The 17,512-nt window shown below is 62.0% G+C and carries 10 protein-coding genes and 1 tRNA gene; 8 read left to right on the plus strand and 3 right to left on the minus strand.

Annotation, left to right across the window (positions count from 1 at the left end; genetic code table 11):
* Positions 1-67 precede the first annotated feature (67 nt).
* Complete coding sequence (locus M5C56_RS24850; protein ID WP_103496020.1) at positions 68-5,347, plus strand: DUF6543 domain-containing protein; 5,280 nt, start codon at positions 68-70, stop codon at positions 5,345-5,347.
* Between the two features lie 498 nt (positions 5,348-5,845).
* Here the strand turns inward: M5C56_RS24850 and M5C56_RS24855 are convergent.
* Positions 5,846-5,922 (minus strand) — tRNA-Arg (locus M5C56_RS24855).
* Positions 5,923-6,356: 434 nt separating this feature from the next.
* Here M5C56_RS24855 and gabD point away from each other — a divergent pair.
* From gabD to M5C56_RS24870, 3 genes are all read left to right on the plus strand, one after another.
* On the plus strand, positions 6,357-7,799 hold the full coding sequence (gene gabD / locus M5C56_RS24860) for an NADP-dependent succinate-semialdehyde dehydrogenase (protein WP_100942648.1): 1,443 nt from the start codon (positions 6,357-6,359) through the stop codon (positions 7,797-7,799).
* 174 nt (positions 7,800-7,973) lie between these two features.
* The gene (gene gabT, locus M5C56_RS24865) at positions 7,974-9,254 is read left to right on the plus strand and encodes a 4-aminobutyrate--2-oxoglutarate transaminase (RefSeq protein ID WP_100942647.1); all 1,281 of its coding nucleotides are present in this window, start codon (positions 7,974-7,976) and stop codon (positions 9,252-9,254) included.
* Positions 9,255-9,386: 132 nt separating this feature from the next.
* Positions 9,387-10,598 carry an HDOD domain-containing protein gene (locus tag M5C56_RS24870; protein WP_103496018.1) on the plus strand — a complete coding sequence of 404 codons (1,212 nt, stop codon included), beginning with the start codon at positions 9,387-9,389 and terminating at the stop codon, positions 10,596-10,598.
* A gap of 6 nt (positions 10,599-10,604) precedes the next feature.
* Here the strand turns inward: M5C56_RS24870 and M5C56_RS24875 are convergent, their stop codons facing one another.
* Together M5C56_RS24875 and desA are read right to left on the minus strand one after the other, a co-directional pair.
* Positions 10,605-11,594, minus strand: a complete 990-nt coding sequence (locus M5C56_RS24875; protein WP_103496017.1) for a sensor domain-containing diguanylate cyclase — start codon at positions 11,592-11,594, stop codon at positions 10,605-10,607.
* A gap of 148 nt (positions 11,595-11,742) precedes the next feature.
* Positions 11,743-12,927, minus strand: a complete 1,185-nt coding sequence (gene desA / locus M5C56_RS24880) for a delta-9 fatty acid desaturase DesA (protein ID WP_103496016.1) — start codon at positions 12,925-12,927, stop codon at positions 11,743-11,745.
* A 167-nt stretch (positions 12,928-13,094) separates the two neighbouring features.
* Between desA and dibA the strand changes: the two genes are divergently transcribed.
* The 4 genes from dibA (at position 13,095) to cysT (ending at position 17,505) form a co-directional block, all read left to right on the plus strand.
* Positions 13,095-15,014, plus strand: coding sequence for a phosphodiesterase DibA (gene dibA, locus M5C56_RS24885; RefSeq protein ID WP_103496015.1), 1,920 nt, complete (start codon positions 13,095-13,097; stop codon positions 15,012-15,014).
* A gap of 240 nt (positions 15,015-15,254) precedes the next feature.
* Entirely contained in the window at positions 15,255-15,437 is a 183-nt protein-coding gene (oscA, locus tag M5C56_RS24890; protein WP_094469701.1) for a sulfur starvation response protein OscA, read from the plus strand.
* A 159-nt stretch (positions 15,438-15,596) separates the two neighbouring features.
* Positions 15,597-16,607, plus strand: a complete 1,011-nt coding sequence (locus M5C56_RS24895; protein WP_103496014.1) for a sulfate ABC transporter substrate-binding protein — start codon at positions 15,597-15,599, stop codon at positions 16,605-16,607.
* Positions 16,608-16,686: 79 nt separating this feature from the next.
* Complete coding sequence (gene cysT / locus M5C56_RS24900; RefSeq protein ID WP_103496013.1) at positions 16,687-17,505, plus strand: sulfate ABC transporter permease subunit CysT; 819 nt, start codon at positions 16,687-16,689, stop codon at positions 17,503-17,505.
* The last annotated feature ends 7 nt before the right edge of the window (positions 17,506-17,512 follow it).

Consider the following 17,512-nt stretch of genomic DNA (forward strand, 5'->3'; position numbering starts at 1 on the left):
CTAGTGCACGAGCACGCGGTGCCGCGTTCTACGCTTTTCCCTTTTTCCATGGAACAAGGGAAATCCCATGAAAACCTCCGTAGCGGACCCTCCCGGGGAGGCCGTCGAATCGGCAGCGGTTTTACCCGATCCCCGTGGCGCCGCCCTGGAGCGTCTCGCTGAGAAACTCGGCGAACGTATTGCGGCCGCGGAGCGCCCCAGCCTGTTGCTCAACCGGTTCCAGGCGGCGCTGGTGCGTGGGCTCGATAGCCAGCACCAACTCAGGAAGCTCTTCGCGCAAGCGCCGTGTATCAGTGTGCTGCTCAAGCAGATTCTGACCGAAGTCTTTGGGCACGATCCGCACCAGCTGTTGTTCACCCCGCCATTGCGTTCCGGCGACGGGCAAACGGCTCAGACCCTTGCGCAGGTGGCGATGTCGCTGTTGCGCAATCCGTTCCTCTCCCTGGTGCCGGGTCATGCCGTGCGCCTGAGTCTGGCCGGCGAGCCGGAGCGGCTTTTGGCGCTGGACCCGGAGCAGGTGTTGGCACGTCTGAAGCGCTTGGGGCTGTCGTCCAGGTTCGACACGGCCCTGCGTGGTTATTGGCATGAACCGGCTTGTGATAGCCCTCTCTCACGGCGCGAGCGCCTGGTCGAGCTGCACAAGCTGCTGTTTCACGACAAGGCCCTGTTGGCCTATGGCACCGATGCCTTGTCCGCCGCTGGGTTCAGCATGCTGATGGGCCTGCTGGATGCGCCGACCCCGCAAGCGCGGGCGCTTGCCGGCGGCCGCTGGGGGCGACTCAGGGTGTCGGAGCTGGTCTGGCCCGGCAAGGATTCGGCGACGGTGGCCTTGAGCGGTGCTTTGCACCTGCGGGGTTCCGGTAGTGCCGAGCGGGGGCGGCAGGTGATCTTCGTGCCTGGGGGGGCTGAGGAGTTTTTCGAGTTTGACAGCCACGCTGAGATGCAGCGCGGGCTTGAGGAGCTGTTCAACGCGCCGGGCAATTATCGGCCTTGGCAGTTGCTCGCGTTGCAGGAGCGCCATCAACTGTTCTCCCAACCGGATGGCCCAGCCCTGGCCTACCGTTTCCAGGGGGGAACCGAGCTCGGCGGCGATGCCCTGGCCCACAGCGCCCTGAGCCGGCTGGATACCCAGTTGGCCAACGAGTGGGCCGCCGCGTTGTTGCTCAACAGGGCGTATATGCTGCCCGATGGGGTGGTCGATGTCGGGCGCCTGACGCCGCTGCAGGCGGTGGACGCCATGCAGGAGTCGCGCACGGCGCTGACTGGCTTGCCGCCCCTGAGGACGATGCTTGCACAAAGGCTTCGACATGATGAGCGTCGTCGGAGGCTGGAAATCAGCTTCGGCAGCCTGGACGCTGATCTTCCCGTGCGCCTGCGCCAGGGCAAGGTTCGGCAGCAGGAGCTTGGTCTCCTCAAGCTGCTCGATGAACAGGACCCCGGACGCGACACGCTGGCCTATAGCGAGTTGTTGACACGCCACGCCCTTTGGCGACAACAGCTGGTTTATGTCCAGGGCCTGCTTCAGGGCAGGGACCGATACGGCCAGTCCGAATTCTGGAACACCCGGGATCGGGCGGGGGACGATCTTCCAGACAAGTTGCTCAAGGGGCGCTGGCAGGGACTGTTGCACGAGGCGAAGATGCAGCATCAGCTCGGGATGATTGATCAGGAGGAACTGGCGCGGGTGCTTGATGTGCTGCCACAGGCGTTGGCGGACGTGCGTATGGGCAATGAGACAGAAGTCGTCGCGATCAGCCTGGGGCCGCTTGACTCAGGGTGGTCGCTGACGGGCGCTTGCGTCATCGGTACCCGAGCTGCGCTGGCCGATCCGCGCTCGAGCGTATCGGCACTGCTGTTTGTGCCGGGGCGGCTGGGCGGACTGCAACGCTTCCTGACCCTCGACAGTCTTTCGCAACAGTTGGACGTCAGCTTGCGCAGTCCGGAGTGCGAAAGTCTCTGGCCGTTGATTGCCCGGGACCGGCGTGGCGAGGCACGTCGCTGGGTGCGAGGGAGGCCCGGCGGTGAGCGGATTCCCATCCACTATCAAGCGATTGAAGGGGATGCCCTGCAACAGGGACTCCAGCAACAGATCCAGGATCACCTGCGGGTCTGCCGGTTGGTCGAGAGCGGTTTGCGGCCGTTCTCTGAAATTGGCGACGCCCACAGTTCCCTGCAACTGCTGGCCCATGAATTGGAGGAGAACCTGGGCGTTCCGGATCACGATGCCCGCGAGCGCGCGCTGGACAATATTGCGCTGCTACGGCTCGGTGCGGTGCAGGCACAGGGTCTTCCCGACTGGCTGCCGACGGCAGCCCGCCCGGTCCGCCAGCAGTACGCGCGACTGTTGGCCCGCTATCAGAGAAATATGCATGCCCTGGAGCTCAAGCTGAAACGCCAGCTACCGGACCTGGACGACTTTGCCCGGGAGAGCATTATCGAGCAGCTCAAGCGCGATGGTTTTTACCCGGAACTGGATATCGACAAGCCGCTGTTCGACCTTCCCGACAGCGTCGAGCGGGTGTGGGCCGGGCATCCTGAACGCACGGTGGGCGAGGCGGGCCCGAAGACGGTGGTCAGCGAGGGGCGCACGACCTACAGCTTCTTGCGCCTGGCCCTGGAAAACCTCGATCCGCAAGCGCCCGCGACCAAACGTCGGTTGCAGCATGGACGAATACTGGATCGCACTTGGCAACAGCGACTGACGCCGGATTATCTGATGGCGACGATTTCGGCACTCGATCTTGGCGGCCACTACGACGGCCTGATCCAACGGGCTTTTTACGGCGTCGATGATCCTAGGCTCGAGCCGCTACGGGCGTTCGATCAGGTGCTGTTGTATCGGCTGGTCAGGCAGCGGGCCCGAATGGAATTGTTCAGCGCTCGGCAACAGGGGCTCAGCGACTGGGCCGCCGAGACTTTCGAGAGGGCCCTGAATGCGGAGTCTGCCGCCGACCTGCGCACCGAGCGCCTTGAACTCGAATTGTACTTTGTCACCTTCGCCGGCCGGGGTTTTGCCTGGGCTCGGCATGTGGGCAATGCCGTGGCCATCCACGACAAGGTTTCTGCAAGAACGCTCATCTATTTGCCGGGCGCTCCCCATGAGCAGGTACTGACCGAGCACACCGACCTGGCGACGGCGCAACGGGCACTGGTCAATATCGAGCGGGCGCCGCAGCGGGTGGCGGATATTGTGCAAAGGCTGGCGGCCGGTTGGGAGGCAGAAGTCATCGAGGTTTATCCCACCGAGCAAGACCCGGAGGCGCTGCGCTCAAGGCTCCTGGCGCCTGCGCGCGATGATCGGCGGCCAATCGGCCTGACGCCTTTGGGGGCAGGTCCGATTGCCATGGTCAAACCCACTTTGCTGTTCAAGGCCATCAAGAGCTGGTGGACGAGCGAGCCGGAGCAACCCGTGCCGGATTCCGCGGCGTTGGAAAAGGAGGTCAGGCGCGAAATCGCCGAAAATCCCGGACGCTGGTTGCGGCTCAGGAAAAGCCAACGCTGGGACCTGTCGTTGGTGCTGGCGCATTCCTTTGTCCTGCGGGCGCAGCAACGGGCCCGGACAGTCTCGAACTCGGCTCGACAATTATCCCAGCTGCGCGAGTTGCATGAACGCGAACAGCGCTCGGCCTACTGGCTCAGGGTGTTGTCGGTGGTGCCCGTCGTCAGTATTGGGGTCAATGTCCGGGAGACGGCCGTGGCGTTGCGTCGATTTCACCGCAGCGGTGATCCGCGCGATGCCCTCGAGCTTTTCAAGGCGGCCCATATGACGTTGGTCGACGCCGTGCTGACCTTCTACCCGTTGAGCAAGGGCGCCGGCGTGGCTTCCCGGCCGTTACGGGTCGGTCATGGGGGCTGGTCGCGTGCGGCCTTACGGACCCTTGATCGTCGGCAGAGCCTGTTTCACAAAGGCGCGATAGCCCTGAAAACGAAGGTTGCCCCAAAACCCAAACCCCTGCTCCCCGGCTATGACGCGAAGATGACCCCCGACGATGCGGTGGCCCTGCACGGTCCGGCCAATGCCGGCAGCTACGCGAAAAACGGCGTGCAGTTCATCACCGACGGTAGCACCAGCTACGAGGTCTACCGGCCGAAGGGCGAGAGTGCCTTGCGCTTGAAGAAAACCACCGTACAGGACAATGAGCTGATTCTGTATATCCGCGAGCCGGGCGAACACCTGTTGCGCGCCGATGCGCCCGAGCCGCAGCCGGGTCCCAGTCGCGCGATGTGGCAACCCTGGACGCGGCCTGCGTTGCCGGAGTCCGCCGGTGCGCCCGTGCTGCAACTGGAATGGATGACCCGCCGGCCGGCCGTGTTGCCCGCGGATTGGAGGACTCGGGGATTGGTCCTGGAAAGCGACCAGGTCGTGGAGTTGTCGGCGAGCCGGGGGCTGTATGCACGGCGGGGGGCTGAACACGTTCGACTGCTGAAGATCGATGATCGTTATTTCGAACTGCTTCCCGATGGTTCCGGGGTTCACCCCGATATCGTTTTTCTGAAACGTCCCGTTCCGTTGTCTGCCCATGCCGAGGCCGACTTCAACCTTTGGTGGACGCGCCTGGACGAACAGCCGGTGCCGGCTACTTTTGATCCGCGCAGCCAGAGCTGGACAGTACGTTCCGCCTTGTTCAACGAGCCTCTGGAGCAGTCCCTGGCGCAACCCCTGGCGGGCATGACGCCGGTGAGCCTGCGCAAGACGGCCCGTCGGTTGATCGAGCGAACCGATATGGAGTATTCGTCGGCCACGGCGACCCGGATGGTCGCGCTCAAACGCACGCAGGAAGCCTGGAGCTCGCGGGGCGTGCGCATGGATGTGCTGCTGCGCGAACTCGATGCCCGGCCCCTGGGACAGACTTACCTGCGCATCGGTGGTGCGGCCGATACAGGGGGCTTTTCCCGGTTGGACTTCGATCCGCCCCAGGCCGTTAATCCCCGGCTTTTCGACGCCAGGGGGGCGGCCCGTATTGCCGAGTTGGCCTCGAACAGCGAGAACGCCGTGATCGACATCTTGCATCGTCATGGCTTTGTCGTGACCGAGGTCCCGAAATCCCAGTCCTTCAATACGGTCAACCTGTTCTGTACTCACCCGAACTCGGAGCATCTCTACTACATCATGCTCAAATGGACCGACAAGCGTTCGATACCCATGACCCGCTACCAAGGGGGCCCCCGACAGTTGACGGATGGCTGGTTCAACCGACATTTCGATTTGAGGCCGCTGGGTCAGCGCGCGCTGCTCAAGCCGGTCAAGGAGGCCATGGAGCAGGGGCGCCTGGTGAAGCTGATCGCGGGGCTGCAGCGCTCGGGGGATACCGGGCAGGTCACGGTGTATTTTACTCGGGTGGTCTAGGGGGTCAGAGGGCTGCGGCCATGGTTGTTGCCGGGAGGGCTTTAGCCTTTATAATCGTCCTTAACACGGCCCCTCTCGGTTGATGCGCTTTGGTGCTGAGACTGCTCAGGGGTTTTTTATTGCCTGGATTTTTCTGCTTACCGGCATGCCGCTGCCAGTAGTGGTCGACCCCCATACCCTCCAGGTTAAGTTCGAGGTGGGACAAGCTTGGGAAGTCATTTGACGGCCATTTGACTGAAGTGCCCAGAGTCACCGAGGAAAGCCTTAAAACCCAGTAGATTCAGGGAGCTGGGAAAAAGCGCTCATTTGACCGGAAGGTATGTCTTTAGACGAACAGCCCGAGGGAGCGGGCCTGCGGCGGACTATCAGTAAGGTTTGATTTCCGACTGTGCTTCGGTGCGATATCGGAGGGCCTGATTTAGTGGCTGCCTCGGTCAGAACCGGACCTGCAAACAAAAATGCCCCGAATCAACGATTCGAGGCATTTTTGTTTGCAGATGGTGCACCAGGCGGGATTCGAACCCACGACCCCTGCCTTCGGAGGGCAGTACTCTATCCAGCTGAGCTACTGGTGCTTATGCGGGCGACATCATACCCATGTCGGCTCGGGGCGTCCATTCAGGTTTTGTCGGGAAATTCTCTTCTTCGGTTTTCCGTGCTCATGGCCCCGGCCCGCCTCGGTTCGAGCCGTCCGCCTGGTAATCGCCGCCTTCGCGATTTCCAGGGACATCGCGAAGGCCCTGACTTCACGTTGATCAGAAAAACCCGGCAAAAGCGCCATTTTCGTTCTTTTTTTCGAACAGACTATTGTCCTTTACCCCCATTGATCCTAGGATTCGTTTGAGATTTCAAACGCTCTTGTCTGGGTGCTGAACCGCACGGCAATCTCATGTGCGCTATTTATGTGCTTCGGCCCGGTGAATGAATTTCCTGACGGCAGCCTCCAAGGCGCCTTTCTACAATCAATAATTCGCTGCGCATCAGCGCGGTGCTGTTAAGGAAAGCCTACATGCAGCTCAAAGACACCCAGTTGTTCCGCCAGCAAGCCTATATCGATGGGGCTTGGGTCGATGCGGACAATGGTCAGACGATCAAGGTCAACAACCCGGCTACGGGCGAAATCCTGGGGACCGTGCCGAAGATGGGCGCCGCCGAAACCCGTCGCGCCATCGAAGCCGCTGACAAGGCCCTGCCGGCCTGGCGTGCCCTGACCGCCAAAGAGCGTGCGAACAAACTGCGTCGCTGGTACGAGCTGATCATCGAGAACCAGGACGACCTGGCCCGCCTGATGACCCTCGAACAAGGCAAGCCATTGGCCGAAGCCAAGGGCGAAATCGTCTACGCCGCTTCCTTCATCGAATGGTTCGCCGAAGAAGCCAAGCGCATCTACGGTGATGTGATTCCCGGCCACCAGCCGGACAAGCGCCTGATCGTGATCAAGCAGCCGATCGGTGTCACCGCCGCCATCACCCCGTGGAACTTCCCGGCCGCGATGATCACCCGTAAAGCCGGCCCGGCCCTGGCCGCCGGTTGCACCATGGTGCTCAAGCCCGCTTCGCAAACCCCGTTCTCGGCCTTCGCCCTGGCCGAACTGGCCCAGCGTGCCGGTATCCCGAAAGGCGTGTTCAGCGTGGTGTCCGGCAGTGCCGGCGATATCGGCAGCGAGCTGACCAGCAACCCGATCGTGCGCAAACTGTCCTTCACCGGCTCGACCGAGATCGGTCGCCAACTGATGGCCGAATGCGCCAAGGACATCAAGAAGGTTTCCCTGGAACTGGGCGGCAACGCGCCATTTATCGTGTTCGACGACGCGGACCTGGATAAGGCCGTCGAAGGCGCGATCATTTCCAAGTACCGCAACAACGGCCAGACCTGCGTCTGCGCCAACCGCTTGTACATCCAGGATTCGGTCTACGACGCGTTCGCCGAGAAGCTGAAAGTGGCGGTCGCCAAACTCAAGATCGGCAACGGTCTGGACGAAGGCACCACCACCGGCCCGCTGATCGACGAGAAGGCGGTGGCCAAGGTCCAGGAACACATCGCCGACGCCCTGAGCAAAGGCGCGACCCTGCTGGCCGGCGGCAAGTCCATCGAAGGCAACTTCTTCGAGCCGACCATCCTGGTCAACGTCTCCAAGGACGCCGCCGTGGCCAAGGAAGAAACCTTCGGTCCATTGGCGCCGCTGTTCCGCTTCAAGGACGAAGCCGAAGTGATCGCGATGTCCAACGACACCGAGTTCGGCCTGGCTTCCTACTTCTACGCCCGTGACCTGGGCCGTGTGTTCCGTGTGGCCGAGGCCCTGGAATACGGCATGGTCGGTGTCAACACCGGGCTGATCTCCAACGAAGTCGCGCCGTTCGGCGGTATCAAGGCCTCGGGCCTGGGCCGTGAAGGCTCCAAGTACGGCATCGAAGACTACCTGGAAATCAAATATCTCTGCCTGGGCATCTAACCCGGTCAGGTGGTTCAGCGAGAGGGGCACGAGAGCGCTGCTCCTGTCGCGTTTCAAACGACACTTCAGTGTGGCCGGAACGCTGTACCAGTCGATCATCGTATGCTGGTGCAGTGCCTCCCTGCCGCGTCATCCTTGAACCACGCCGCCCGATGAGCGGTGAATGAGGACACCATGAGCAAGACCAACGCATCCCTGATGAAACGCCGCGAAGCCGCTGTACCCCGCGGCGTCGGCCAGATCCATCCGATCTTCGCCGACCACGCGAAGAACGCCACCGTGACCGACGTTGAAGGTCGTGAGTTCATCGACTTCGCCGGCGGTATCGCCGTGCTGAACACCGGTCACCTGCACCCGAAAATCATCGCCGCCGTGACCGAGCAGTTGAACAAGCTGACTCACACCTGCTTCCAGGTCCTGGCCTACGAACCCTACGTAGAGCTGTGCGAAAAAATCAACGCCAAGGTCCCGGGTGATTTCGCCAAGAAAACCCTGCTGGTCACCACCGGTTCCGAAGCCGTGGAAAACGCCGTGAAAATCGCCCGTGCCGCCACTGGCCGCGCCGGCGTGATCGCCTTTACCGGTGCCTACCACGGTCGCACCATGATGACCCTGGGCCTGACCGGTAAAGTCGTGCCTTACTCGGCCGGCATGGGCCTGATGCCTGGTGGCATCTTCCGCGCGCTGTACCCGAACGAACTGCATGGCGTGAGCATCGACGACTCCATCGCCAGCATCGAACGCATCTTCAAGAACGATGCCGAGCCCCGTGATATCGCTGCAATCATCATCGAGCCGGTCCAGGGCGAAGGCGGTTTCTACGTCGCGCCAAAAGAATTCATGAAGCGCCTGCGTGCCCTGTGCGACCAGCACGGCATCCTGCTGATCGCCGACGAAGTGCAAACCGGCGCCGGTCGTACCGGTACCTTCTTCGCCATGGAACAGATGGGCGTTGCCGCCGACCTGACCACCTTCGCCAAATCCATCGCTGGCGGCTTCCCGCTGGCCGGTGTCTGCGGCAAGGCCGAATACATGGACGCCATCGCTCCCGGCGGCCTGGGCGGCACCTACGCCGGTAGCCCGATTGCTTGCGCCGCGGCCCTGGCCGTGATGGAAGTGTTCGAGGAAGAGCACCTGCTGGATCGCTGCAAAGCGGTCGGCGAGCGCCTGGTGACCGGTCTGAAAGCGATTCAGGCCAAGTACCCGGTGATCGGTGAAGTGCGTGCCCTGGGCGCGATGATCGCGGTCGAGCTGTTCGAAGGCGGCGACAGCCACAAGCCGAACGCAGCGGCTGTGGCCCAGGTCGTGGCCAAGGCCCGTGACAAGGGTCTGATCCTGCTGTCCTGCGGTACCTACGGCAACGTATTGCGCGTACTGGTTCCACTGACCTCGCCGGACGAGCAGTTGGACAAAGGCCTGGCAATCATCGAAGAGTGCTTCGCCGAACTCGCCTGAGTTGTGACGCGATAGACAAAAAGACCCGCTCCGGCGGGTTTTTTTGTTTTATGAGATCGCAAGAGTGGCTTTTGGCTGTATCTGCCTGTGCGTATTGACTAATGTGTCAGGATTGCTCTCGGAGAGTGCTTGATGACCGCTGTGGATCTACCCGCTGTACCCCGTGTGTTGATTGCCGAGGCGGAGCCTTGGTCACGGGACCTGCTCAAGCAGGTGCTGTTGAACGTGCGTTGTGATGCTCGACTGGAAATTTGTGCCGACGGTCACCACGCGCTCGAGTTGCTCAGCGAACGGGCGTTCGACCTGGTGATCGCCGACTGGGAGTTGCCGGGTGTCGATGGCCTGAGCCTGCTGCGCGGTCTGCGCCAGAAAAAGCGCACGCCACTACTGCCGTTCATTCTGGTGGGCTCGCGCAATGACGTGGCCAGCGTGCGGGAAATCCTTCCGCTGCAACCGACGGCCTACCTGACCAAACCCCTGAATATGGAAAGCCTGACCCAGCGCCTGCAGGATCTGCTGCTGGACGCCGGGCAGGCGGTCTCGTGCGAAATTCCGGCCCTGGCGCCGGGCATGACCGTGGCGAAGTTTCTCGAACGACGCCGCGAGGAGTCGGACGGCGCGCCGTTGATGGCCGACGTGCAGGTGGCGGTCAATCGCAGCCTCAATCCCGGTGGCCTCGACTTGAAGGTGTTGGAGCAGGAAATTCGCACCGACCCACAAATCACGGCTGTGCTGATCGCCGCCGCCAACAGTGCGGCCCAGCATCACGGCAGCGGGGTGCAGACCCTGGCCCAGGCATTGCAGCGGCTTGGCGCGGCGCAGAGCATGAACCTGATCCTCGGCCTGACCCTCAAGCGCAGCGCCCGGCTCAGTGATGCGGCCCTGGGCGACTACGCCGAACGCTACTGGAATCTGTCGCTGCACACGGCCGAATACGGCCACTCCCTGGCGCGCTTGCTCGATCTGGATCACGAGCGTTGTTACTGCGCGGGCCTGTTGCATCGCCTGGGTGACCTGGCTTTGCTGCGTTGTCTGCAGGAATGGTTGAGCGCCGGTGGTGAGCTGGATGATGAACTGATCGGTGAATCGCTCTATGCCTTTGGGGCTGCCTTCGGTTCGGCGCTGCGCACGCGCTGGCGCCTGCCGCTGGAGCTGCGGGAGCTGATTGCGGCGGTCTACCAGCTCGGTGGCGGGGTTTACTCGCGCGAGGCCCTGGTGATGAGCCTGGCGGCGCAGATGGCACGGCTGACGCCCCACGAGGGCGTCGAAGAAATCGCCAAGAGCCGCACGGCGCGTTTGCTCAAGGTCGGCTTGCCGGAGCTGATGCGTTTGCGCAAGAACTGATCGTCTCTACGCCAATACGATCTGGTTCTTGCCCTGGCGCTTGGCCTGGTACATGGCGCTGTCCGCCCGGGCGAACAGCGGGTCGAGGGTTTCGTCCTGCGGCGTCAGGTTGGTCAGGCCCTGGCTGACGGTGACGCCGAAGCCCTTGCCGTCGTGGTTGAAGCTCAGGCGCTGGATCTCCCGTTGCAAGCGCTCGGCGATCTGCAGGGCCATCTCCGGTGCGCAACCGGGCAGCAGTGCGGCGAACTCCTCACCGCCAATGCGTCCGAACAGATCGCCCATCCGCAAGGCCCCGCGCCCGGTCTCGGCGATCCGTTGCAACACCACGTCGCCTTCGGGATGACCGTAGGTGTCGTTGATCTGCTTGAAGTCATCGATGTCCAGCAGCAGGAACGCCAGGGGCGAGTCCTGCAAGCGGGCTTCTTCGAAGGCGCGATGGGCACTGTCGAAGAAGTGCCGGCGGTTGCTACTGCCGGTCAGCACATCGGTGGTGGCCAGGCGCTGCAACTCGTCTTCCAGGGCTTTCTTCTCGGTGATGTCCTCGGCGATACCGACCACGATCACCCGCTGGCCCGGCTCGGCGTGGCGACTGATAAAGCATTTGTCGCTGAGCCAGCGGATCTGTCCGTCAGCGCTGATGATGCGGTACTCGCGGTCTTCCACCGAACCCTTTTCCAGCACTTGGGCCAGGCTGCGTTCGGCGTAGTCGAGATCGTCGGGGTAGATGCTGTTGCGCCATTCGCTGTAGTCGGCCAGCAGCAGGCCGGCCGAGCGGCCAAAGATCCGCTCGTAGGCGGGACTGACGTAGAGCATCTGCTGGCTGTTCCAGTCCAGGGCCCAGAGCACCGCATTGACGCTGACCAGCAGCGAGCTGAAGAGTTGTTCGCGTTCGCCCAGGCGTGCGACTTCGGCCTGGGCGTGCATCAGGGCCAACAGGGTTTCAGCGGCTTTTGGCCACTGTGGGAGGGAAGGCGGTTTTGAGTTCTTGTTGACCATCGGCACTCATCTCACAGGGCGTGCCGACCGTTATGGCGGCACGGCCACGCTACGGCCCGCCGGGATGGCGACGTGCTTTTGAGATAGGGCCAGGGCCGCTAAGTTCCGTTCGGCGCGCCCTGGCGGGAGGGCGCGCCGATCAACGGTGTCAGGCGACCGAGGGACGTAGCGAGTAGGTTTTCAACTGGTCGGCAAAGTCACGCAACGACTGGATGCCGCTGGCTTCGGCTTCGTGGACCCAATCCTTGATCGCGGCGAGCATGTCATGGCCATTTGAGCTGGTCTTGACCCAGATCTGTTGCAGGGCCAGGCGTTTCTCGTAAATTACCTTGAGTGCCTGGCTGTGGGCGAGCATGGTTTCGATGCGCACCTGGTGATTTTCGCTGAGCAGGCTGGTTTCCCGCGACAGCAAGCGCTTGGCGCGGTGGAACTGGTGGCGGACCGAATGATCGACCTTGGCCAGCTCCTGCTGCACCAGCGGTGCGATCACCAGCTTGCGGTACTGGGCCATGATCTGGAAGCGGTTGTTGAGGATCGCCATGGCGGTGTCCATGTCCAGGTGACCCTTGCCTTCGACCCGGTGGGCGATGGGGGCGACCCGCTGTACCTTGGCCAGGCCCAGGAAGCTGAAGACCTTGATCCAGGCCCAGCCCAGGTCGAATTCCCACTTCTTGACCGACAGCTTGGCCGAGTTGGGATAGGTATGGTGGTTATTATGCAGCTCTTCGCCGCCGATCAGGATGCCCCAGGGCACCAGGTTGGTGGCGGCATCACGGCATTCGAAGTTGCGGTAGCCGATCGCATGGCCCAGGCCGTTGATCACGCCGGCGGCCCAGAACGGAATCCACATCATCTGGATGGCCCAGACGGTGATGCCGATGGCGCCGAACAGCAGCAGGTCGATCACCGCCATGATGGCGATGCCGAGCAGCTTGTAGCGCGAGTAGAGGTTGTTCTCGAGCCAGTCGTCCGGGCAGTTCTTGCCGTAGATGCGCAAAGTCTCGGGATTGCTGGCCTCGGCCCGGTACAGTTCGGCACCGGTACGCAGGACCGTGGACAGGCCGAGGATCACCGGACTGTGGGGATCGTCGACGGTTTCACATTTTGCGTGATGTTTACGGTGGATAGCCGTCCACTCGCGAGTATTCTGTGCCGTGGTCAGCCACAGCCAGAAACGGAAGAAGTGTTTCAGGCCAGCATTGAGCTCCAGGGAGCGGTGGGCCGAATAGCGGTGCAGATAGACCGTGACGCCGACAATGGTCACGTGGGTCATCAACAGGGTGACCGCCACTGTTTGCCAGGCTGACAGGTCAAGAAAACCGTTGTACCACATAGGCTGTATGGCCCTCGAAAAAGTAAAGAACAGCCCGTGCATTATCACCGAGCCCACAGAGAAAACCAGTCGCTGTTTCAGATAAGAGTGGCGGGATGTTTCTTACTCTATAATTCCGGCCAGTTTGTAGGGCAATTTGGCGTTTCTAGAGGGATTTAGCACTGTTTATGTCGATTTCAACTCGTAATGCTCTGAGGTCAGGCCTGTTGTACCTGTTGCTGTCGGTCCTCTGGATCCAGCTCAGCCAACGCCTGTTGAGCAGCTTTTTCGATGACCCTGAACAGTTGGTGCAGTGGCAGATCGTTCGCGGTTACCTGTGGGTGAGTGTCAGCGCCGTGCTGATTTTCCTGATTCATGCCCGTTACCAGCGTTTCGGCCAGGCCGTCCCGGACTTGAAGCCCGGGTCCGAGGATCGCGAGCGCTTGCGACAGGCGGCCGCGGTGTTCGATTGCACCCGCGAGGGCGTGCTGGTCACCGACAAGGACGGCTTGATCGTCCACGTCAACCGCGCCTTTGTCGCCATTACCGGTTATCAGGAAGCCGAGGTGCTGGGAGAGCGGCCGAACCTGTTCAAGTCCGGTCGGCATTCGGCGGAGTTTTACCAGAAGGTCTATCAGACGCTGGACGCCACCGGCGAGTGGAGCGGCGAGATCTGGAACCGGCGCAAGAGCGGCGAAATCTACCCGCAATGGCAGACGATCCGCGCGATTCGCGACGATTTTGGCCAGCTCAGCCAGTATGTCGCGGTGTTTTCCGATATCAGTGCGATCAAGGACTCGCAGCACGAGTTGGCGCAACTGGCCAACTACGACCCCCTGACCGGCCTGCCCAATCGCCTGCTGTTCACCGACCGCGCCTCCCAGGCACTGGCCTCGGCGCAGGTGCACAAGCGCGGTTGTGCCTTGCTGCTGATCGACCTGGATCACTTCAAGATCATCAACGACAGCCTCGGCCACAATGTTGGCGACCAGTTGCTCAAGGCGGTCGGCGAGCGCCTGCAGCACCTCTTTGGCAGCGGGATCAGCCTGGCCCGCCTGGGCGGTGACGAGTTCGCCGTGCTGGCGGAGAACTGCCCGCAGGTGGTGCAGGCGGCGGCCCTGGCGCAGCGGGTGATCGAGGGTTTGAAGGAGCCGTTCCAGCTCGACGGGCATCAATTGTTCATCAGCGCCAGTATCGGTATCAGCCTGTTCCCCAGCGATTCGCTGAATGCCGAGCAATTGCTGCGCAATGCCGACTCGGCCTTGTTCAAGGCCAAGAGCGCGGGGCGCGAAGGTTATGCTTTGTATACCGAAGAACTGACCGCCCACGCCCAGCATCGGGTGGAAATGGCCGGTGAGTTGCGCCGGGCGCTGGAGCAGGACGAGTTGCGGGTCTATTACCAGCCGGTGCATGACCTGAGCAACAGCCGGCTGATCGGGGTCGAGGCCCTGGTGCGCTGGGAGCATCCGCAGCGTGGGCTGGTGTCGCCTGGCGAATTCATTCCGATTGCCGAGCGCACCGGGCTGATCGCCGAGATCGATGCCTGGGTCATGGAGCAGTCCTGTCGGCAGATGTGCCAGTGGTTGCAGGAGGGTGTGGAGCTGTCGTTTATCGCGGTGAACGTCTCCAGTCGTCTGTTTGCCCGTCGCGAGTTGTACCAGCAGGTGGCGAAGGTGCTGGATGACACCGGGCTGGACCCGGCGCTGCTGGAACTGGAAGTGACCGAAAGCGCGGTGATGGACGACCCCGAGGTGGCGTTGGAACAACTGCATCGTTTGCGCGAGTTGGGCGTGAGCCTGGCGATCGATGATTTCGGCACCGGGTATTCCTCGCTGCTGCGGCTCAAGCGGCTGCCGGTGCAGAAACTCAAGATCGACCAGGGTTTTGTCGCCGGTTTGCCGTGGGACGAAGACGATGCGGCGATTGTCCGGGTGGTCATCGCCCTGGCGCAGAGCATGGGCATGCAGGTCCAGGCCGAGGGCATCGAGCAGGCCGATCAGGCACGTTTCCTGCTCGATCAGTCCTGCGACCTGGGGCAGGGCTACTGGTTCGGACGGCCGATGCCGGCGGATCAGCTCGATTGGCAGCGTGCGCCTGCCATCCCCTGACGCACTCGGGCTTCAGGTCGAACGCAGTCTTGTGGCGAGCGGGCTTGCCACAAGAGGTTCATCTCGCGTCTGCGCCAAGGCGTACACCCGCTACAGCCCGCGCCACTCCTGATAATGGCATTTGGTTATATTAAAATTCTTAAATAGTATTTTTAAGAATAACTTCGCCTGTCTAAGATTGCCCTCACGCCACAAGCAGTGCCCCACTGCCGGGGCAACTCTCATTTCAGGAGCACGACCATGAGCGCATCTCTGCGTAGCGTTGACGGCCAGGACGAAGCAACCATTCTGCGTGAGATCCAGAGCGCCTTGCGCGATCTGCGTTTCGGTGCCGTCGAGATCACGGTCCACAACGCGCAAGTGGTCCAGATCGAACGCAAGGAAAAATTCCGTCTGCAAAATCCGGGCACCAAACCCAGCTGACCCCCGCGTCTTCCTCTGATCGTTCAGAGGCCCGACTGTTCACCTGCGGGCGTCATCTCATTCATGACCCCCAGTCAAAACCAGAGCGTTCGAGCCCGAATGCGGGCCGCAAGCGCCATAAGAAAAAGCCAATACACCAAAATTTTCGGGAGCTTCACCATGTCGTCGATTCGCCGTTACGCCCTGGCTGCGCTCGCCAGTGCCGTGTTTGCCGGTTCCGCCGTTGCCAAGGATTACGAGCTGCTCAACGTGTCCTACGACCCGACCCGTGAGCTGTACCAGGACTACAACGCCGAATTCACCAGCTTCTGGAAGCAGGCCCACCCCGGCGACAACGTGAAGATCCAGCAATCCCATGGCGGTTCGGGCAAGCAAGGCCGTGCCGTGATCGACGGCCTGCGCGCCGACGTGGTGACCCTGGCCCTGGCCGGCGACATCGACGAAATCGCCAAGCTCGGCAAGACCCTGCCCGCGGACTGGCAAAAACGCCTGCCGGACGCCAGCACCCCCTACACCTCGACCATCGTCTTCCTGGTGCGCAAGGGCAATCCCAAAGGCATCAAGGACTGGGGCGACCTGGTCAAGAAAGACGTCTCGGTGATCACCCCGAACCCGAAAACCAGCGGCGGTGCGCGCTGGAACTTCCTCGCCGCCTGGGCCTACGGCCTGAAAGCCGGCGGCAGCGAAGCCAAGGCCCAGGAATACGTGAAAGAGCTGTTCAAGCACGTGCCAGTCCTCGACACAGGCGCTCGCGGCTCGACCATCACCTTTGTCAACAACGGTCAGGGTGACGTGCTGCTGGCCTGGGAAAACGAAGCCTTCCTGGCCCTGAAGGAAGACGGCGGCGCCGACAAGTTCGATATCGTCGTGCCGTCCCTGTCGATCCTCGCCGAGCCACCCGTGGCCGTGGTCGACAAGAACGCCGAGAAAAAGGGCAACACCGAGATAGCCACCGCCTACCTCAAGCACCTGTACAGCCCGGCTGGCCAGGAGATCGCGGCGAAGAACTTCTATCGTCCACGTGACGAGAAGATCGCCGCCAAATACGCACAGCAGTTCCCGAAACTGGACCTGGTGACTATCGACAAAGACTTCGGCGGCTGGAAAACTGCCCAACCGAAGTTCTTCAATGACGGTGGCGTGTTCGACCAGATCTACACGGCGCAATAAACCGTGAATTAAGCAGCCAGCACAAAGCCCGCATTCACCTGCGGGCTTTGCGTGTCAGTTCCGTTAACCAAGGACTTTTATGTCACGTCGTATCTCCCCCGTCATACCCGGCTTCGGGCTGACGCTGGGCTACACCTTGGTGTACCTCAGCCTGATTGTGCTCATCCCCCTGGCGGCGATGTTCGTGCATGCCGCCCAACTCACCTGGGATCAGTTCTGGGCGATCATCTCGGCACCACGGGTTGTTGCAGCGCTGAAGCTGAGTTTCGGTACCGCGCTGTACGCCGCGATCATCAACGGCATCATCGGTACGCTGCTGGCCTGGGTGCTGGTGCGCTATACCTTCCCCGGCCGCAAGATCATCGATGCGATGATCGACCTGCCGTTTGCCCTGCCCACCGCCGTGGCCGGTATCGCGCTGACCGCGCTATACACGCCGACAGGCCTGGTGGGGCAGTTCGCCGCCGACCTCGGTTTCAAGATCGCCTACACCCCTTTGGGCATCACCCTGGCGCTGACCTTCGTCACGCTGCCGTTCGTGGTGCGTACCGTGCAGCCGGTGCTGGCCGATATCCCCCGGGAAATCGAAGAAGCCGCTGCCTGCCTGGGGGCCAAGCCCTTGCAAGTGTTCCGCTACATCCTGGTGCCGGCGCTGCTGCCCGCCTGGCTGACCGGTTTTGCCCTGGCCTTTGCCCGGGGTGTCGGTGAGTACGGCTCGGTGATTTTCATCGCCGGCAACATGCCGATGAAGACCGAGATCCTGCCGCTGCTGATCATGGTCAAGCTCGACCAGTACGACTACACCGGCGCCACCGCCATCGGCGTGATGATGCTGGTGGTTTCCTTTGTCCTGCTGCTGCTGATCAACTTGCTGCAGCGGCGCATCGAACACCCATAAGGAGGCG

It is taken from the genome of Pseudomonas sp. MWU13-2862, assembly GCF_023242495.1.
Taxonomy (GTDB): domain Bacteria; phylum Pseudomonadota; class Gammaproteobacteria; order Pseudomonadales; family Pseudomonadaceae; genus Aquipseudomonas; species Aquipseudomonas gingeri_D.